We start from the raw sequence: 18788 nt of genomic DNA, 5'->3' as shown, positions 1-18788 counted from the left end.
AATTCAATTCGCATGACCGCCGCACCAGCAGATTTTGCCCGTGCCCGAAGTGAATTCCTCAGAATCGACACCCCGCGAGTGGAGGACGGAGCCGCGATCTGGCGCATTGCCCGCGACTCCGAGGTCCTGGACCTCAACTCCTCGTACAGCTACCTGCTGTGGTGCCGTGACTTCGCCGCGACCTCCGTGGTCGCCCGCGACGAGAACGGCGAGCCCATCGCCTTCGTGACGGGATACATCCGGCCGGACCGACCCGAGACCCTCGTCGTCTGGCAGGTGGCCGTCGACCACGGCCACCGCGGGAAGGGCCTGGCCGCCACGCTGCTGGACGCGCTGACCACGCGGGTCGCCGCCGACCAGGGCCTGGCCCTGGTCGAGACGACCATCACCCCGGACAACACCGCGTCCGACCGGCTGTTCACCTCCTACGCGCAGCGCCACGACGTGTCCCTGGAACGCGAGGTGCTCTTCGACGGCGGGCTGTTCCCCGAGGACACGCACCTGCCGGAAGTGCTGTACCGCATCGGCCCGTTCCACGCCTGACGCGCGCCACGCCCGAGGCACGTCGCGCCCGACGCACGCCACGCCGACGCACACATCGTCCGCGCCGGACCGACCCCCCGGCGCGTCCCGGACCACGCTTCCGCCGCCGGAAGCAGGCTTCACCGCACCGCCACCCGTCGCACCCTTCTCGACCAGGAGACCCGCTGTGACCATCACCCCGCCCGCCCTGAGTGTCTTCGAGACCCTGGAGTCGGAGGTACGGAGCTACTGCCGCGGCTGGCCCGCGGTGTTCGACCGCGCGCAGGGCGCCCGGCTGACCGACGAGGACGGCCACTCGTACCTCGACTTCTTCGCCGGTGCCGGATCGCTCAACTACGGTCACAACAACCCGGTGCTGAAACGCGCGCTGATCGACTACATCGAGCGCGACGGGATCACCCACGGCCTGGACATGGCGACCACCGCCAAACGCGCGTTCCTGGAGACCTTCCAGAACGTGATCCTGCGGCCGCGCGACCTCCCGTACAAGGTGATGTTCCCCGGCCCGACCGGCACCAACGCGGTCGAGTCGGCGCTCAAGCTGGCCCGCAAGGTCAAGGGCCGCGAGTCCGTCGTCTCGTTCACCAACGCCTTCCACGGCATGTCGCTCGGCTCGCTCGCCGTGACCGGCAACGCCTTCAAGCGGGCCGGCGCGGGCATCCCGCTGGTGCACGGCACGCCGATGCCGTTCGACAACTACTTCGACGGCACGATCCCCGACTTCCTCTGGTTCGAGCGGCTGCTGGAGGACCAGGGCTCCGGGCTCAACAAGCCCGCCGCCGTGATCGTGGAGACCGTCCAGGGCGAGGGCGGCATCAATGTCGCCCGTGCCGAGTGGCTGCGCGCGCTCCAGGAGCTGTGCCACCGCCAGGACATGCTGCTGATCGTCGACGACATCCAGATGGGCTGCGGCCGTACCGGTGGCTTCTTCTCCTTCGAGGAGGCCGGCATCGTGCCGGACATCGTCACCCTGTCGAAGTCCATCAGCGGCTACGGCATGCCCATGTCGCTCTGCCTGTTCAAGCCGGAGCTGGACATCTGGGAGCCGGGCGAGCACAACGGCACCTTCCGCGGCAACAACCCGGCGTTCGTCACCGCCGCCGCCGCGCTCGACGCCTACTGGGCCGACGGCCAGATGGAGAAGCAGACGCGGACCCGCGGCGAACAGGTGGAGCAGTCGCTGCTGGCCATCTGCGCGGAGGAGCCCACCGCGCAGTTCCGCGGCCGCGGCCTGGTCTGGGGCATGGAGTTCGCCGACCCGGCGCGCGCCTCGGCCATCTGCGCCCGCGCCTTCGAGCTGGGCCTCCTGCTGGAGACCTCGGGCCCGCAGAGCGAGGTCGTCAAGCTGCTGCCGCCGCTGACCATCACCCCCGAAGAGCTGGACGAGGGCCTGCGCACGCTGGCCCGCTGCGTCCGCGAGACGGCCTGACCCGTTACCTCCGGGACAGGCGGTACGAAGTAACTCCCACCGCACAGAGAAGTTGTAGAGAGAAAGGCACCGACTCACCGTGATCGTCCGATCGTTCAGTGACATCGAGAACACCGACCGGCATGTGAAGGCCGCATCCGGCACCTGGGAGAGCAAGCGCATCGTGCTCGCCAAGGAGAAGGTGGGCTTCTCGCTCCACGAAACCGTGCTCTACGCGGGCACGGAGACCTCGATGTGGTACGCGAACCACATCGAGGCGGTGCTCTGCACCGAGGGCGAGGCCGAGCTCACCAACGACGAGACCGGCGAGAAGCACTGGATCTCGCCCGGCACGATGTATCTGCTGGACGGGCACGAGCATCACACGCTGCGGCCCAGGACCGACTTCCGCTGTGTCTGCGTCTTCAACCCTCCCGTCACCGGACGGGAGGACCACGACGAGAACGGTGTCTACCCACTGCTGACCGAGGAGGGCTGAACCATGACCACCGATGTACGCGCCGACCTGTACCCATCGCGCGGCGCCGCCGAGATGACCACTCCCCGCCAGGACCCGGTCATCTGGTCCGCGCCCGGCGCACCGGGGCCGGTCGCCGTGAAGGACCTCCAGGGGTTCGAACGCGACGGATTCCTCACCGTCGACCAGCTGATCACGCCGGACGAGGTCGCCCTCTGCCACGCCGAGCTGACCCGGCTGATCGCCGATCCGGCGGTACGCGCCGACGAGCGCTCGATCATCGAGCCGAAGTCGCAGGACGTACGGTCCGTCTTCGAGGTCCACAAGCTCAGTAAGGTCTTCGCCCGGCTGGTGAGCGACGAGCGGGTGGTGGGCCGGGCCCGCCAGATCCTCGGATCGGACGTGTACGTCCATCAGTCGCGGATCAACGTCAAGCCGGGCTTCGGGGCTTCGGGCTTCTACTGGCACTCGGACTTCGAGACCTGGCACGCCGAGGACGGTCTGCCGAACATGCGGGCCGTGTCCGTCTCGATCGCCCTGACCGAGAACTACGACACCAACGGCGGGCTGATGATCATGCCCGGTTCGCACAAGTCGTTTCTCGGCTGTGCGGGCGAGACGCCGAAGGACAACTACAAGAAGTCCCTGCAGATGCAGGACGCCGGCACCCCGTCCGACGAGGCGCTGACGAAGATGGCCGACCGGCACGGCATCAAGCTCTTCACGGGGCGGGCCGGTTCGGCGACCTGGTTCGACTGCAACTGCATGCACGGCTCGGGCGACAACATCACCCCGTACCCGCGCAGCAATGTCTTCATCGTGTTCAACAGCGTGGAGAACGCCGCCGAGAAGCCCTTCGCGGCTCCGGTCGCCCGCCCGGAGTTCATCGGGGCGCGGGACTTCACCCCGGTGAAGTAGCGGCGGGAGCAGGACCGGTGGGGCGGGGCGGCGTACCGCCCCGCCCCACACCGCCATAACCGGCTGGACCGGGGCCCGGTCAACGGCGAAGGTATGGCCCATGACCTCACACGTACGCCACCTCACCATCGACTGCGCCGACGCGTACAAGCTGGCCGGTTTCTGGTCCGAAGTGCTCGGCTCGCCCCTCTCCGACGACGACTTCCCCGGCGATCCCGAGGCGCTCGTCGAGGCCCCCGGTGCCGCGCTGCTGTTCATCACGGTGCCTGAGCCGAAGAGCGCCAAGAACCGTCTGCACATGGACATCCAGCCGCACGACCGCTCACGTGACGAGGAGGTCGAGCGGCTGCTGGCGCTGGGCGCCACGATGGTCGGCGATCACCGCAAGCCGAACGGCCGGGGCTGGGCGACGCTCGCGGACCCGGAGGGCAACGAGTTCTGTGTGGAGTGCAGCGCCGCCGAGCGCGCGGCACTGACCGGAACCCGGCTGCCGGTCACCGCGGACGACGTGACCACGGCGGTCAGGCTGTCGGTGGACGCGCTGGGCACGGCCCCGGCGGACGGCTGGCAGGTGCCCGCCGGGACCCTGGAGTGGGACTGCTGGGAGACGGTGGAGCATCTGAGCGACGATCTCTTCGCGTACGCCGTCCAGTTGGGCCCGCGCACACCGCCGCTCGACGGCGAGGTCCCCTACCGGTGGGCCGCCGAGCGCGCGGGCGGTCCGGCGAACGCGGTCTTCGCGGACCGCGCGGCCGGTTCTGCCGGGCTGCTGCGGACGCTGGAGGCGAGCGGCGCCCTGCTGGCCTCGATGGTGCGGACGACTCCGCCCGAGGTCCGCTCGTACCACTCGCACGGTGTCTCCGACCCGGAGGGGTTCGCCGCGATGGGCATCGTGGAGACCGTGGTCCACACCCATGACATCGCCGAGGGCCTGGGCATCTCCTGGGCGCCGCCCGCCGCCCTGTGCGACCGGGTGCTGGCCCGGCTCTTCCCCGAGGCCCCGGCGGACGAGGACCGGTGGACCGCCCTGCTGTGGTCCACGGGCCGCGCCGAGCTGCCGGGCCGTCCGCGCCGCACCTCCTGGAAGTGGCACGGTGCGCCGCTGGGCTCGGACCCGGCCGCCGACGCCTGACGGCGGGAGAACCGGCACCGGCCCGGTACGCCGTGGTTCAGTGGGCGCGGCCGGTCCTCAGACCGTGTCCAGTGCCGGATAATCAGTGTAGCCCTTGGCCCCGCCGCCATAGAGCGTGCCGGGGTCCGGGACGTTGAAGGGGCCGCCCGCGCGCAGCCGGGCCGGCAGGTCCGGGTTGGCGAGGAAGAGCAGTCCGTAGGAGATGAGGTCCGCGATCCCGTCGTCGACCACCGTGTGGTGGTCGGGCCCGGTCGGCCCGTCCGACAGGACGTTGATGATCAGCGTGCCGGTGTACCGCTTGCGCAGCGCGAGCGTCAGCTCACGGATCTCCACCGCTTCCAGGACGTGCAGATAGGCGAGTCCCAGCGGGTCGATCGCCGCGGCCAGGGCGGTGTAGGCGGCTTCCGGGGCGGGCTCGTCGATGCCGTTGTACGGGTTTCCGGGTGAGATGCGCAGCCCGGTGCGCTCCGCGCCGATCTCCGCGGCGACCGCCTCCACGACGGCGACGGCGAAGCGGATGCGGGCCTCGTCCGAGCCGCCCCACTCGTCCTCGCGCAGGTTGGTGTTGGGCGCCAGGAACTGGTGGATGAGATATCCGTTGGCACCGTGCACCTCCACCCCGTCGAAGCCCGCCTCGACGGCGTTGCGGGCGGCGGCGGCGAAGTCCGCGACGGTCGCGCGGACCTCGTCGCCGGTCAGTTCGCGCGGCTCCACGAACTCCTTCGGCCCCTCGTGGGTGTAGGCGTTGCCCTCCGCCCTGACCGGGGAGGCGCCGACCGGCACCAGCCCGTCCGGCAGCAGGACCGGGTGGCCGATCCGCCCGGTGTGCATGAGCTGGGCGAAGATCCGGCCGCCCCGCGCGTGCACGGCGTCGGTGACCTCGCGCCAGGAGGCGATCTGCTCGGCGCTGTGCAGACCGGGGGTGTCGGAGTAGCCCTGGCCCACCACCGACGGCTGGATGCCCTCGGTGATGATCAGCCCGGCCGAGGCGCGCTGGGCGTAGTACTCGGCGGTGTCGGCGGTGGCCGTGCCGCCCGCACCGGCCCGGCTGCGGGTCATCGGCGCCATGACGATGCGGTTGGCGAGCTGCGTACCGGAGAGGTCGATCGGGTCGAACACGGTGGTCATGAGAGCTCCCGGAGAATATATGTGGTCGGCCAAGTATTCGCGCTGTTCGCCACTGTAGCGCATTACTTGGCCGACCAAGGTAAAGTTTGGGGACGCTGCCGGGGCATCATCGGACCCGTCGTAGCCCCGCCCCGAGGAGCCCCTGATGAAGACCGCCCACGCAGGCCCGGCCGACACCACCGCCACCCCCGAGACCCCCGGCACCGGCGTCGCCGCCGACACCGCCCCCTGTACGGACGCGCTGCCGAGCGCGGCGCGCGGCGGCCCTCTCAGCCATGCCGTCTCACGGATCGCCCGGCTGCACCGGATCACGGCGGGCAAACTGCTCAAGGGGCTGGACCTCTACCCCGGTCAGGAGTTCCTGATGATGCACCTGTGGGACGCGGGCGCGGTCCGGCAGTCGGAGCTGATCAAGGCGCTGGACCTCGACCCCTCCACGGTCACCAAGATGCTCCAGCGCCTCGAACAGACCGGACATGTGCGCCGTCGCCCCGACCCGGCCGACCGGCGGGCGGTCCTGGTCGAGGCCACGGACGACAGCTGCGCCCTGCGCACCGCGGTGGAGGCGGCGTGGACGAATCTGGAGGAGCACACCCTCGCGGGCCTCGGCCCCGCGGAGCGCGCGGAGCTGGCCCGGCTGCTGGCCAGGGTCGAGGCGAATCTGTGCGCGGAGGCCGAGGGGTGCCCCGGACTCGCCTGAGCCCGAGGCCCGCGCACCGTCACCCGCAGTCCCGCACCCGCCCGAGCCGCCACGCACTCCGCCGGCTCGGGCCAGGACGTCCCCGCTCCCCCGGCGCGGGCCAGAACGGTCCGCTCTCCCCACTCCCTCGCTCCCCCGCTCACTCAGGCCAGGGCGTCCAGCGCCCGGTCCACGTCCGCCTCGGTGTTGTAGAGGTGGAAGGCCGCCCGCAGATTGCCCGCCCGCGCCGAGACCATGACCCCGGCCCTGGCCAGATCGGGTTCGCGACCACCGAGTCCGGGCACGGCGACGATGGCCGATTCACCGGGAACCGCCTTGTGGCCGATCCCCGCCAGCCCCTCGCGGAACCGGGCAGCGAGCCCGGTGGCGTGGGCGTACAGCGCATCGGTGCCGACCTCCGCCAGCAGGGCGAGGGAGTGCTCCGCCCCGTGGTACGCGAGGAAGGCGGGCGGTTCGTCGAATCGGCGGGCGGTGGCGGCGAGCCGCTCGACCGGGCCGTAGGTGCTGTTCCAGGGGTCCTCGGCAGCCACCCAGCCGACGAACACGGGCGGCAGGGACGCCTGCGCCTCCTCGGTCACGGTGAGGAACGACGCGCCCCGCGGGCAGAGCAGGAACTTGAAACCGCCGGTGACGGTGTAGTCGTACGCCCCGGCGTCCAGCGGGAACCAGCCCGCCGACTGGGTGGCGTCCACCAGTGTCCGGGCGCCGTGTGCGGCGGCGGCCGCCCGGACGGCGGCCAGGTCGGCGACCCTGCCGTCGGCGGACTGTACGGAGGAGAAGGCGACGAGCGCGGTCTCCGGTCGCACCCCGTCGGCGAGGTCCGCGAGCGGGACGTACCGCATCCGCAGGTCGCCGCGGAGCGCGAACGGGCTGACCACCGAGCTGAACTCACCCTCGGGGACGAGCACTTCGGCGCCCGGCGGGAGCGAGGCGGCGATCAGTCCGACATGGACGGTGACCGAGCCGCCGGTGGCGACCCGGTCGGGGCCGACACCGGCCAGCCCGGCGAACGCGCTCCGGGCGGCCTCCACCGCTTCGAAGCTGCCCGCGCCCGCCCCTCGGCCGGAGGCGTTGTGGTCCGCGAGCGCCTTGACTGCCCGAATGGTGCGGCGGGGCAGCAGCCCGCTGGTGGCGCTGTTGAGGTACGTGGTCTCCGACGCGAACTCGGTGGCCGCCGCCTGGCTGAGGCTGAGCGAAGAGATCTCCATGCCCCAAGCCTGAAGGCCCCTCAACTCATAGTCAATTGCCAAGATTCAAGGGACGTACCCAAGCGATTCTTATAGGGGGCGGGCTCAGGTCTGCGGGACCTCGCAGGCGCCGTCCGCGTCACAGGCGGCACCGTCCTCGCCGATCGCGGTCAGCGCGGTGGCCGGACGGTCCTTCCACGCCTGTTCCAGCGCCTTGAGGAAGACCTCGGACGGCTGACCGCCGGAGATCCCGTAGCGCCGGTCGAGCGCGAAGAACGGCACGGCGTCGGCGCCCAGCTCGGACGCCTCGCGCTCGTCGGCCCGGACGTCGTCCGCGTAGGCCTCGGGGTCGGCGAGCACCGCACGGGCCTCCTCGCCGTCCAGCCCGGCCTCGACGGCGAGCCGGACCAGCTCACTGTCGTCGAAGACGGAGCGCTCCTCGGCGAAGTTCGCCCGGTAGGCGAGGGTCAGCAGCTCGTCCTGGCGGCCACGCGCCTTGGCCAGGTGCAGCAGCCGGTGGATGTCGAAGGTGTTGCCGTGGTCGCGTCCCTCGGTGCGGTAGCCGAGCCCTTCGGCCTGCGCGTTGGCAGCGACATTGGCCTCCATGGACGCGGCCTCCTCACGGGTGCGGCCGTACTTCTGCGCCAGCATGTCGATCACCAGCGCGGTGTCACCCTTGGTCCGGCCCGGGTCGAGCTCGAAGGAACGGTGCACCACCTCGACCTCGTCGCGGTGGGCGAACTCCGCCAGGCCCTTCTCGAAACGGGCCTTGCCGATGTAGCACCACGGGCAGGCGATGTCGCTCCAGATCTCGACGCGCATGACTTTTCCGCTCTCCAGGGTCTCGGGTGGCACGGAGGACCCCTCCGCACACAGGTGCGAACAACGGAACGGGACCTACTGATTCCCGAACCGGGCATCCCCGGCCCCCAGGACGAGGCGCAGGACGAGGTGGCTCCCGGCGTGCGGGGCGGCCGGGTCCGGGGTCCAGCCGTGGTGGGCGTAGAAGGACTGGGCCCTGGTGTTGGGGGCGAAGACCTCCAGCCGGGCGGCCGTCACCCCGGCGACCCGCCACGCGTCGGTGCAGGCGGTGTGCAGGGCGGTGCCTATGCCCGTACGCCACTGGGAAGGAGCGACATGGAGCTGGGTGAGGTTCATGATGCCGTCCCGTACGGCGTAGGCGGCGATCCCGGCCAGGGCCCCCTCCCGTTCCGCGCACAGGACGGTGGCATCGGGGCGTTCCACGGCGCGCGACCAGCCGTCGCGGCTGCGGGCGACCTCGGCGGTCCCTTGGTACTCCTCGGCGGGGAGGTGACCGCGGTAGTACGTGGCGCGGGCCTCGGTGTGCAGCAGGACGATGGCGTCGATGTCGGCGGGGGTCGCTTCTCTGATCATGAAGAGGGGGACGCGCGGGCCCGGCCCGCAGGTTGCGCCGGGGCGGACACCGCGCACCCCCTCTTCGTCCTTCAGGGCGCTGCTGGAGCTTTCCGGCTCCCGCTCCCGGCGTCACCGACGCGGCGACGGTCGACGCGGGCTCGGTGGTGTAGCTGTACGGCGGCGTGGTGAAGGAGCCGGTCCGCGAGATCTCGGTGGCGGCGCCGAGGCCGTTGCCGCGCTCGACGACGTAGCCGTCCTCGTCGCCCTGGAAGAACCGCCGCTGGGCCGTCGTACGGGCCCGCGCTGTCGGGTGGCACCTTGTCCAAGGATCGATCCGCCGACGGCCGGACTGACGGTCGATCAGTCCAGGTACACCGGGAGCGTGTCCACTCCGTACACGATCGACAGCTTCCGGAACTCCAGTTCCGCCGGTGGCACGGCGAGGCTCAACCGGGGGAAGTTCGCAACGAGTTGGGGGAAGGCCGCGCGGAGTTCCATCCTGCCCAGCTCCGCGCCGATACAGCGGTGGATGCCGTGGCCGAAGGCCAGGTGGGAGGAGGCGGGCGGGCGCGACGGGTCGAAGGAGTCCATCGCGGGGCCCAGGCGCGGGTCGCGGTCGGCGGCGCTGAGCGAGACAATGACGATGTCGCCGCCGGATATGCGGACGCCGGCGAGTTCCAGGTCCTCGCGGGCGAAGCGCGGGAAGGCCGTCTGGACGACCGTGAGATGGCGCAGGAGTTCGTCGACGAAGGGGGCCGCGACGGCGGCCGGGTCCTCCGCGTCGCGGAGTGCGGTGAAGTGCTCGCGGTCCTGGAGCATGATCAGCGTGCCGAGGGCGAGCATGCTCGCGGTCGTCTCCAGGCCGCCGGTGAGGACGCCGTCGGCGAGGCCGGTGAGTTCTTCGTCGGTGACGCTGTCGCCGTGTTCGCGGACGAGCATGCCGAGCAGACCGTCGCCGGGGTAGCGGCGCTGCTGTTCGACCACGCCGCGCAGATAGTCGCGGGACTGGGAGATGGCCCCGAAGGACGCGCCGACGCCGCCGAGCACATCGAAGCGCGCCACCGAGAACTGCTGGAACGCCTCCCGCTCCTCGTAGGGGACGCCGAGCAGTTCGCAGATGACCAGCGCCGGGACCGGAAACGCGAAGTGCTCCACGAGGTCGACCCGCCCTTCGGCGTCCGCGGCCTTGGCCAGTCCGCCCAGGCTCTCCTCGACGATCGCGTGGATACGGGGGGTGAGGCGGCCCAGGCGCCGCATCGTGAACTCGGGGGTGAGCAGGCGCCGCAGGCGGGTGTGGTCCGGCGGGTCGCAGAAGCCCAGGCCGCCCGGCTGGTGGATCTCGGCGACACCGGTGCGGCCGACGAGGTGGGCGAAGTCGTTGCTGAAGGCCCGGGCGTCGCCGAGGACCTGCTTGGCCTCCTCGTATCCGGAGACCAGCCAGACCGTCATGCCGGGTATCGGCAGTCGGCTGACCGGTTCGCGGTCGCGCAGCGCGCCGATCTCGGGGACGGGGTCGAGGCCGTCGCGGCGCAGCGGCAGCAGCGCGGCGTCGGGCAGCTTCGAGAGGGCGGAGAGGTCGAGGGAGGTGCCCTTCGACCTGAGGCGGGCGAGGTAGCGGCGCGTGAGCCAGGTCGTCATCGCGGAACGTACGGACATGCTGTGCTCGCATCTGTGAGGTGGGACGAACAGGGCCGGTGCCGATGCCGGTTACGAGAAGGAGGCGGGAGGGGAAATCCTGCCGGACCGGTGAGCGGGCGTCCCCATGGGGGCCGCCGGAACGGCACTGCGGGCCCGGACGTGCCGCGGATCACGGGGCGGCGAGCGGGGGTCCATGACCCGGTGAACCGCCCCGGCCCCGCTCATGTGGTGAGCGGGGCCGGGCAGTTGACGGAGCGCGGGGCGGCCGGACTCCGTGGGCGTGTGCGGGGGTGGGCGGCGGCGCCTCAGCGGCCGTCGCGCAGGTCGGTCAGCCCCTCGGCCCGGAAGGTGATCCGGTCGAAGACCGCGCCGCATCCCTCGCCGGTGGGTGACTGCACCAGGAATCCGGCGAGCGCGGACGCCCGCTCCTCGGGGGTGCCGAGGGTGAAGGTACGGACGAAGGTCCAGGTCTCACCGTCGGCCGAGGCGTGGAAGGCGAAGGCGCCGCCGGTGCGGCTGAGCCGCAGCCAGCAGTGGTCGTCCTCCACGACGAAGGAGTTGGCGTCGTCGGAGTGCCCGCGGGTGACGACGGTGCAGATGGTCGGGGAGTCCGGGGAGAGCTCCAGGCAGAGCTTGGCCCAATCCTGTTCGCCGACGTGCAGATAGAGCACCCCCGCGTCGAAGGCGGCGGCGAAGCCGACCCTTACACGGGCGAGCAGTTGGAAGTCCCCGTCCGGGACTGCGCCGAGCAGGCGCGGCGCGTCGGTCGCGGGTGTCAGGTCGTCGCCGCCCGGCGGTACGAAGCGGTCCTGCCGGGCACCGGCCCGGCCGGTCAGCACGCCGTCCGCGTAGGCCCAGCGGCCCTCGGGCCCGAACGCCCGCAGCGGGAAGGGGATTTCGGGGAGGTGTGTGCTCATGCGCGTCGTCCGTCCAGGCGGCGGGGCAGGCCCAGCGGGTTGTCCTCGCGCAGTTCCGGCGGCAGCAGGGCGGCGGGGGTGTTCTGGTAGCTGACCGGGCGCAGCCAGCGTTCGACGGCAGTGGTGCCGACGGAGGTGGAGGTGGAGGTGGAGGCCGGGTAGGGGCCGCCGTGGTGCTGGGCGGGGGCGACGGCGACGCCGGTCGGCCAGCCGTTGACGAGGACGCGTCCGGCGAGCGGGGTGAGGGCGGCGAGCAGTTCCGCCGCGCCGCCGTCGGCCTCCTCGGCGGAGATCTGGAGGGTGGCGGTCAGATTGCCCGGGAGCCGGGAGAGCACCGCGGTGATCTCGTCCTCGGAGGCGTACCGCGCGATGACGGTGACCGGGCCGAAGCACTCCTCCAGGAGCGCGTCGTGCGGGCCCTCGGCGGCCAGCCGGTGGGCCGGTACGGTCAGGAAGCCCGCGGACACGGTGTGTTCGCCGCCCGCGCCGGGGGTGACGGGGGCTTCCACGTCGGCGAGTGCGGCCCGGTCGCGGACGCCCGCGAGGAACGCGTCCCGCATCCGGTGGTCGAGCATCACTCCGGCGTCGGTGTCGCTGACGGTCTCGGTGAGGGCCTTCAGCAGCCGGTCCCCGGCCTCGCCCGCGGGGGCCAGGACGAAGCCGGGCTTGGTGCAGAACTGCCCGGCGCCCATGGTCATCGAGCCGCCGAGCCCGGCGCCGATCCGCTCGCCGCGCTCGGCGGCGGCGGCCTCGGTGACGACGACGGGGTTGAGGGAGCCGAGCTCGCCGTGGAAGGGGATGGGCGCGGGCCGGGCGGCGGCCGCGTCGAACAGGGCCCGTCCGCCGCGTACCGAGCCGGTGAAGCCCGCCGCGCTCACCAGCGGGTGCTTGATCAGCTCGATGCCCGCCTCGAAGCCGTGCACCAGGATCAGTACGTCCTCGGGCAGCCCGACCCGGGCCGCGGCACGGCGGATCACGGAGGCGCACAGCTCGGAGGTCGCGGGGTGGTCGGGGTGCGCCTTGACGACGACCGGGCAGCCGGCCGCGAGCGCGCTCGCGGTGTCGCCGCCGGGGACGGAGAAGGCGAGTGGGAAGTTGCTGGCCGCGTAGACGGCGACGACGCCGAGCGGGATCTTGTAACGGCGCAGGTCCGGCCAGGGCGGGGTCCTGGTGCCGTCCTCGTGGTCGATGTGGATGTCGAGGTACGCGCCCTCCTCGACGACCTCCGCGAAGGCCCGCAACTGTGCCGCGGTGCGGGCGAGTTCGCCGGTGAGCCGGGCCGGGCCGAGCGCGGTCTCCGCGTCGGCGGCCTCGACGACGTGCTCCCCGGCCTCGGCGAGCAGATCCGCCGCGGTGCGCAGGAACGCGGCACGTACGGTGCGGTCGGCGAGGGCGTCGCGTACGGCGTGGGCGGCCCGGACCGCCCGGTCGACCTCCTCCGCTGTAGCCTCCACCGCAACCTGCTCGCGCGGGTTCCCGGTTCGGGGGTCGACGCTCCAGACTGGTGCTGCTGCCACGGTGTTTCCTTCCCGGTCCGCTGCCACGCTTCACGGCGTTGTTCGGTATTCTGAACAGCGTTCCTGATCGTGAATGTGCTGGGACTCTATTTCCGCGCGTTCGGTGTTGGCAAGAAGTCGCAGGAATTTGGCGTGAGGGCTGGAAAGGGGCGTAGGGCGATGTCGGTTGCCGAGTCTGGTGGGGCACAGGTCAAGTCCGCGGTACGGACGGTGGAGCTGCTCGAATACTTCGCGGGGCGCCCCGGCATGCACTCGCTCGCCGCCGTCCAGGAGGCCGTCGGCTACCCGAAGTCCAGCCTCTACATGCTGCTGCGCACGCTCGTGGAACTGGGCTGGGTGGAGACCGACGCGACGGGCACCCGGTACGGCATCGGGGTGCGTGCCCTGCTCGTCGGTACGTCGTACATCGACGGCGACGAGGTCGTGGCCGCCGCACGCCCCACCCTGGACCGGCTCTCCGACGACACCACGGAGACCATCCACCTGGCCCGCCTCGACGGAACGAACGTGGTGTACCTCGCCACCCGGCAGTCCCAGCACTATCTGCGCCCGTTCACCCGGGTCGGCCGTCGGCTGCCCGCCCACTCCACCTCGCTCGGCAAGGCGCTGCTGGCCACCCACAGCGACGAGCAGGTCCGCAAGCTGCTGCCCGAGACGCTGCCCGCACTGACCGAGCACACCCTCACGGACCGCGAGAAGCTGATCGAGGAGCTGCACCTCATCCGCGAGCAGGGGTACGCGGTGGACCGCGAGGAGAACACCCTCGGCCTGCGCTGCTTCGGCGTCGCGATCCCCTACCGGACACCCTCGCGCGACGCGATCAGCTGCTCGGTGCCTGTCGCCCGGCTCACTCCCGCGCACGAGCAGATGGTCAAGGACGCCCTGTTCGACGCCCGCGACCGGCTCACGCTCGCCACCCGCCGGCTCTGAACGAACCTCCCTCGCGCGAAAGGCGGGACGGCGAACTCCCGCGCGCGGGATCGCGGGGCGGCGAACTCCCGCTGCTCCACGCGCGGATGTCCGATCCGACGGCCCCGGCCCCGGCCCCGGTGGCGCGTGGCGCCTGACGGGTGAGGGCGTCTCCGCCGGATGGCGGAGACGGATCGTCGCCGGGCACGACGTGCGGGAGCGGCCCGCACGGAAACGTGGCTGCCATGACACGCACACCGCGTACATCCCGCACCGCGGCGCTCCTCGCGCCCGCGCCCCGCACCGGCCGCGCCCGCGCCGTGCTCCGCACGCTCGCCATCGCGGCCTGCCTGCCCTACATCGCCCTCAAGTCGGCCTGGATAACGGGCAGTCGGCTCGGTATCCCGGACCACAGCACCCTGCTCGACCATCGCACCACGATGATCCTCGCCAACGGTGTGTCGGCGCTGATGGACGGCGCGGTCGTCGTCCTCGCCGTGCTGCTCACCCGGCCCCGGGCGCACCGGGTGCCCGCCTGGCTGCTGGTCCTGCCCATCTGGGTGGCGACCGGGCTGCTCCTGCCGATCATGGCGGGCTTCCCCCTCCAGATGCTGGTCAGGCTGCTCGGTGGCGATGCGGGCGGCCCGGACGGCTCGGGGAGCGCCGCCCGCCCGTTCCTGGACGAGTGGGTGTTCGGCGTCGTCTACACGGGCTTCATCGTCCAGGGCCTCACCCTCGGCACCCTGTTCGTGCTCCACGCCAGGGACCGCTGGGGCCATCTGTGGCAGGGCACCGTGCGCGACCTGCCGGACAGCCCCACCACGCCCGTCCTGCGCCTCGCCGCGGTCGCGGCCTCGCTGCTCGCCCTCGTACCGGTCACCATGCATCTGCTCTGGGCCACCGGTTCGACCGCGGGGCTCAACGAGGGCCGGATCGCGGAACGTACCGGCGACTTCTACGTCCTCCAGGCGGTCGACGCGCTCTTCGCCGTCACCGCGGTCGCCGGGGCCCTGCCGCTCGCCTTCCGGCTCGGCGGACGGCTCCCCCTCACCGTGCCGCTCGCCCTGGCCTGGGGCGGTTCCGGGGCGGTGGCCTGCTGGGGCGGCTGGATGAGCATCGCCTCGCTGGGCGGGGTCGACGGCATCGGGGACCGGCCGACCCCGGCGATGGGCCTCATCTACGCTGTGCAGATGCTGGTCGGGATGCTGGTCCTCACCCTGGGCGCGTACTTCCTCGCCGAGCGAAACGCGGCGGAGGCCCGGCCGTTGTCCGCCGCCCGCGCGTGAGCCTGCTGTTCGGGCGCCGGGCCCGGCTGCGATGGCTGCATCTGATCATCGGCGGCGCGCTGCTGATGCCGTACTTCCTCGTCGGCATGGTCGTCGTCGGCTCCTCCAGCGGGGACGACGGGGTCTTCTCGTCCGTCGCCGGCCTGTTCACCGCGTTCGCGTACGCCCTGCCGATGGCCGCGGTCACCGGACTCTTCCCGCTCGTACGGCCCCTTTCGGTGGCCGCGGCCCGTGCGCTGTGCGGCATTCCGGCCGAGCAGTTGGCCGAGGTCCCGGCCCGGACCCGGCAGGCCAGGGTCAGGGCCGCGGGCTGGTACAGCCTGCACCTGGCGCTGGGCGGCGTGGTCAGTGGCATGACACTGGCGCTGACCCCGTTCGCGGTGGGGGTGATGGGGCTGCCGTTCTCCGCGGCGCTGCGGGATTCCGCACTGCTGGGGCTGCCACAGGCGCTGGACCGGCCGTGGATCGTGGCCCTCGCCCCGCTCGCCGGGCTCGCGATGCTCTCCGCGCCGGCCCTGTGCGCGGCGGCGGCCGGGGAACTGCTGGCCCGCCGGGCGCCGGTGCTGCTGGGGCCGACGCCCGACGACCGGCTGGCCGCCGCCGAGCGCCGGGCCGCCGATCTGGCGCTGCGCAACCGGCTCGCCCGCGAACTGCACGATTCGGTCGGCCACGCCCTGAGCGCGGTGACCCTCCAGGCGGGCGCGGCCCGCCGGGTCCTGGCCGACGATCCGGAGTTCGTCCGGGAGGCCCTGGCCGCGATCGAGGAGACCACCCGGCGCACGGTCGGTGAACTGGACTCCATGCTCGGCCTGTTGCGGCAGGACGACGACCCGGCGAACGGCCCGGACGGCGTCCCACCGGGACAGCAGGGACCGAGGCAGGGACCGAGGCAGGGACCGGGACCGGGGCCGGGGCTGCACGCGCTGGACGGGCTGCTGGCGCGCTGCGGGGTGCCCGTGGCGTACGAGGCGCTGGGCGAGCCCGGCACGGTCACGGGGGCCGTGTCGGGGGAGGCGTACCGAATCGTGCAGGAGGGGCTCAGCAACGCCCTGCGGCACGGCGCGGGCGGGGCGCCGGTGGAGCTGCGCATCGTGGTGCGCGAAGAGGATCTGGAGATCACGATGGAGAACCCGCTGTCCGGACGGCCCCCGGTGCTGCGGCCCGGCGGCGGCCGAGGTCTGCGCGGCATCGCCGAACGGGCCGTGCTGCTGGGCGGCCGCGCCGAGGCCGGACCCCACGGCGCCACCGAGGCCGGACCCCGCGGCGGCACCTGGCGGCTGACCGCCCGGCTGCCCCTGGACGCCGCCGGGCGGACGAAGCGATGAGCGACGTCATCCGGATCGTCATCGCCGACGACGAGCGCATGGTCCGTACGGCGCTGCGCGTGATCCTGGACGCCGAACCCGGTCTGGAGGTCGTCGGCGAGGCGGCCACCGGGGCCGAGGCGCTCTCCGTGGTGCGCTCGCTGCGCCCCGACGTCGTACTGATGGACGTCCGGATGCCGGAGATCGACGGCATCCGGGCCACCGAGCGGATCCTGGCCACGGTCGGGGGGCCGCCGCGGATCGTGGTCGTGACGACCTTCGAGAACGACGCGTACGTGTACGAGGCGCTGCGCGCCGGGGCCGCGGGCTTCCTGCTGAAACGGGCCGCGGCCGGGGAGCTCGTCCAGGCGGTGCGGCTGGTCGCCCGCAGCGAGTTCCTGCTGTATCCCTCCGCCGTACGCAATCTGGCGGCGGCGTACGGAGGGCGGCGGGCGGCGATGCCCCCGGACTGGGTGGCGCGGCTGACCGAACGGGAGGCGGAGGTGCTGCGGCTGATGGCGGCGGGCCTGACCAACGCGGAGATCGCGGGGCGGCTCGGGGTGGCCGCGGCGACGGCGAAGACCCATGTGGCGGCGGTCCTGGCGAAGACCGGCGCCCGGCACCGTACGCAGGCGGTGATCGTGGCGTACGAGTCCGGGTTCATCACCCCCGGCTGAGCCACCCCCGACTGAGCCCGCGCCCGGATGAACCCCAGCCCGACTGATCCAGCGCCTGAGAAAACGGTGAGAAGGGGCACAGCCGGGAACGCCGGGCGCGCTCCCGCTCGTCCCTCCAGCGGGATGAACAAGACAATCAGGCGCGCTTCGGTCTTCTGTCTGCTGATGGTTCTCGCCCTGCTGGTGCGGGCGACCTGGGTGCAGGGGTACGAGGCACGGGCGCTCGCGGACGACAAGCACAACCGGCGGAACACCATCGCGCAGTACGCGCAGCCGCTCGGTGACATCGTCGTGGCCGGTTCCCCGGTCACCGGATCGAAGAGGACGACGGGTGGCGATCTCCAGTACAAACGCACCTACACGCAGGGCGATCTGTACGCGGCCGTGACCGGCTACAGCTCGCAGGCGTACGGGGCGACCCAGCTCGAAGGCATCTACGGCGACGTCCTCGACGGCACGGACGACCGGCTGAAGAACCCCGCAGGTCTGCTCACCGGCGAGCAGGCCGCGCCGGGCAATGTGCTGACGACCATCGACCCGGACGTCCAGAAGGCCGCCTACGAGGCGCTGGGCGACGACAAGGGCGCGGCCGTGGCCATCGACCCGAAGACCGGGCGGATCCTGGGCATGGTCTCCACTCCCTCGTACGACCCCTCGGCGATCAGCGGCACGACGGACGGCAAGGCCTGGAAGCAGTTGCTCACCGACAAGGACAAGCCGCTGGTCAACCGGGCGCTGCGGCAGCCGCTGGCACCCGGTTCGACCTTCAAACTGGTGGTGGCGTCGGCGGCGCTGGAGAACGGGCTCTACGGCTCGGTCGACGAGCGGACGGACAGCCCCGACCCTTATACGCTGCCGGGCACCTCGACGGTGCTGCGCAACGAGAGTGCCTCCGCCCCGTGCGAGAACGCCACCCTGCGCACCGCGCTCCAGTACTCCTGCAACAACGTGTTCGCGAAGGTCGCCGCCGATCTCGGCCAGGACAAGCTGAAGGCCATGGCGGACAGATTCGGCTTCGACACCGAGAAGCTGGACGTCCCGGTGCGGGCCTCGCCGAGCGTGTACCCGACCGGTATGGACAAGGCGCAGACGGCGCTGACGGGCATCGGCCAGTTCGAGGTCACCGCGACCCCGCTGCAGATGGCCATGGTCTCGGCGGCCCTCGCCAACGGCGGTGAGCTGGCCTCGCCGCACATGGTCTCCGAGGTGACGGACGCGGACGGCGAGACGCTGGAGGACTTCGGCGACGGCGAGGCGGAGCGGGTCGTCTCGGAGTCGACCGCGAAGCAGCTGCGCAGCGCGATGGTCACCGTCGTCGAGGAGGGCACCGGCACCAACGCCCGTATCGCCGGGGCCGAGGTCGGCGGCAAGACGGGCACCGCGCAGAACGGTGTGGACAACAGCAACACCCCGTACGCCTGGTTCACCTCGTACGCGAAGGACCGTTCCTCCGGCAAGGAGGTGGCGGTCGCCGTGGTGATCGAGAGCTCGGACGCCTCCCGCTCGGAGACCAGCGGCAACGGGCTGGCGGCGCCCATCGCCCAGAAGATGATGAAGGCGGCGCTCAAGGGATAGCGGGCGCGCCCGGCCGTCTCGATGCCGCCCCCGGGGACGTACCCCGGGGGCGCCTTCCCGTCCGGCGGCGGCCTCCCGCGACGGGCGGCCGATC

General features: G+C 72.1%; 18 protein-coding genes. 11 read left to right on the top strand and 7 right to left on the bottom strand.

Annotated elements, in window-relative coordinates; all coding sequences use genetic code 11:
* Positions 1 to 12 precede the first annotated feature (12 nt).
* From ectA to OG413_RS22925, 5 genes are all read left to right on the top strand, one after another.
* Positions 13 to 543 carry a diaminobutyrate acetyltransferase gene (gene ectA, locus OG413_RS22945; protein WP_266808324.1) on the top strand — a complete coding sequence of 177 codons (531 nt, stop codon included), beginning with the start codon at positions 13 to 15 and terminating at the stop codon, positions 541 to 543.
* A gap of 166 nt (positions 544 to 709) precedes the next feature.
* Positions 710 to 1972, top strand: coding sequence for a diaminobutyrate--2-oxoglutarate transaminase (gene ectB / locus OG413_RS22940; protein WP_266808322.1), 1263 nt, complete (start codon positions 710 to 712; stop codon positions 1970 to 1972).
* 79 nt (positions 1973 to 2051) lie between these two features.
* Positions 2052 to 2450, top strand: coding sequence for an ectoine synthase (locus tag OG413_RS22935; RefSeq protein WP_073720226.1), 399 nt, complete (start codon positions 2052 to 2054; stop codon positions 2448 to 2450).
* A 3-nt stretch (positions 2451 to 2453) separates the two neighbouring features.
* Positions 2454 to 3347 (top strand): ectoine hydroxylase, encoded by an 894-nt coding sequence (thpD, locus tag OG413_RS22930; RefSeq protein WP_266808319.1) that lies wholly within the window; start codon positions 2454 to 2456, stop codon positions 3345 to 3347.
* Positions 3348 to 3447: 100 nt separating this feature from the next.
* Positions 3448 to 4479, top strand: a complete 1032-nt coding sequence (locus tag OG413_RS22925; protein ID WP_266808317.1) for a VOC family protein — start codon at positions 3448 to 3450, stop codon at positions 4477 to 4479.
* Between the two features lie 57 nt (positions 4480 to 4536).
* Here the strand turns inward: OG413_RS22925 and OG413_RS22920 are convergent, their stop codons facing one another.
* Positions 4537 to 5607 (bottom strand): alkene reductase, encoded by a 1071-nt coding sequence (locus tag OG413_RS22920; protein WP_266808314.1) that lies wholly within the window; start codon positions 5605 to 5607, stop codon positions 4537 to 4539.
* 145 nt (positions 5608 to 5752) lie between these two features.
* On the opposite strand from OG413_RS22920, the gene OG413_RS22915 reads away from it, so the two are divergent.
* Positions 5753 to 6307, top strand: coding sequence for a MarR family winged helix-turn-helix transcriptional regulator (locus OG413_RS22915; RefSeq protein ID WP_266808312.1), 555 nt, complete (start codon positions 5753 to 5755; stop codon positions 6305 to 6307).
* Positions 6308 to 6450: 143 nt separating this feature from the next.
* On the opposite strand, the gene OG413_RS22910 is transcribed toward OG413_RS22915, so the two are convergent.
* The 6 genes from OG413_RS22910 to OG413_RS22885 all read right to left on the bottom strand — a co-directional run bounded on the left by OG413_RS22910 (position 6451) and on the right by OG413_RS22885 (position 12943).
* Positions 6451 to 7515 (bottom strand): aminotransferase class V-fold PLP-dependent enzyme, encoded by a 1065-nt coding sequence (locus OG413_RS22910; protein ID WP_266808310.1) that lies wholly within the window; start codon positions 7513 to 7515, stop codon positions 6451 to 6453.
* 84 nt (positions 7516 to 7599) lie between these two features.
* Entirely contained in the window at positions 7600 to 8316 is a 717-nt protein-coding gene (locus OG413_RS22905) for a DsbA family oxidoreductase (RefSeq protein WP_266810307.1), read from the bottom strand.
* 75 nt (positions 8317 to 8391) lie between these two features.
* Positions 8392 to 8889: a GNAT family N-acetyltransferase gene (locus OG413_RS22900; RefSeq protein ID WP_266808309.1), complete on the bottom strand. Its 498-nt coding sequence runs from the start codon at positions 8887 to 8889 to the stop codon at positions 8392 to 8394.
* A gap of 342 nt (positions 8890 to 9231) precedes the next feature.
* Positions 9232 to 10527 (bottom strand): cytochrome P450, encoded by a 1296-nt coding sequence (locus OG413_RS22895; RefSeq protein WP_266808307.1) that lies wholly within the window; start codon positions 10525 to 10527, stop codon positions 9232 to 9234.
* Positions 10528 to 10814: 287 nt separating this feature from the next.
* Positions 10815 to 11426, bottom strand: coding sequence for a DUF1349 domain-containing protein (locus tag OG413_RS22890; RefSeq protein WP_266808305.1), 612 nt, complete (start codon positions 11424 to 11426; stop codon positions 10815 to 10817).
* A complete protein-coding gene (locus OG413_RS22885; RefSeq protein ID WP_266808303.1) occupies positions 11423 to 12943 on the bottom strand; it encodes an aldehyde dehydrogenase (NADP(+)) in 1521 nt (506 codons plus the stop codon). The genes OG413_RS22890 and OG413_RS22885 overlap by 4 nt, the downstream gene beginning before the upstream one ends.
* 159 nt (positions 12944 to 13102) lie before the next feature.
* Between OG413_RS22885 and OG413_RS22880 the strand changes: the two genes are divergently transcribed.
* The 5 genes from OG413_RS22880 (at position 13103) to OG413_RS22860 (ending at position 18694) form a co-directional block, all read left to right on the top strand.
* The gene (locus OG413_RS22880) at positions 13103 to 13873 is read left to right on the top strand and encodes an IclR family transcriptional regulator (protein ID WP_266808301.1); all 771 of its coding nucleotides are present in this window, start codon (positions 13103 to 13105) and stop codon (positions 13871 to 13873) included.
* 224 nt (positions 13874 to 14097) lie between these two features.
* Positions 14098 to 15138, top strand: coding sequence for a hypothetical protein (locus tag OG413_RS22875; protein WP_266808299.1), 1041 nt, complete (start codon positions 14098 to 14100; stop codon positions 15136 to 15138).
* Positions 15135 to 16463, top strand: coding sequence for a sensor histidine kinase (locus OG413_RS22870; RefSeq protein ID WP_266808297.1), 1329 nt, complete (start codon positions 15135 to 15137; stop codon positions 16461 to 16463). The genes OG413_RS22875 and OG413_RS22870 overlap by 4 nt, the downstream gene beginning before the upstream one ends.
* Entirely contained in the window at positions 16460 to 17119 is a 660-nt protein-coding gene (locus OG413_RS22865; protein ID WP_266808295.1) for a response regulator transcription factor, read from the top strand. The genes OG413_RS22870 and OG413_RS22865 overlap by 4 nt, the downstream gene beginning before the upstream one ends.
* A 123-nt stretch (positions 17120 to 17242) precedes the next feature.
* Positions 17243 to 18694, top strand: coding sequence for a penicillin-binding protein 2 (locus OG413_RS22860; protein WP_266808294.1), 1452 nt, complete (start codon positions 17243 to 17245; stop codon positions 18692 to 18694).
* The last annotated feature ends 94 nt before the right edge of the window (positions 18695 to 18788 follow it).

The organism is Streptomyces sp. NBC_01433 (assembly GCF_026340105.1).
Classification (GTDB): domain Bacteria; phylum Actinomycetota; class Actinomycetes; order Streptomycetales; family Streptomycetaceae; genus Streptomyces.
This window is presented reverse-complemented; position numbering and strand designations above follow the sequence as displayed.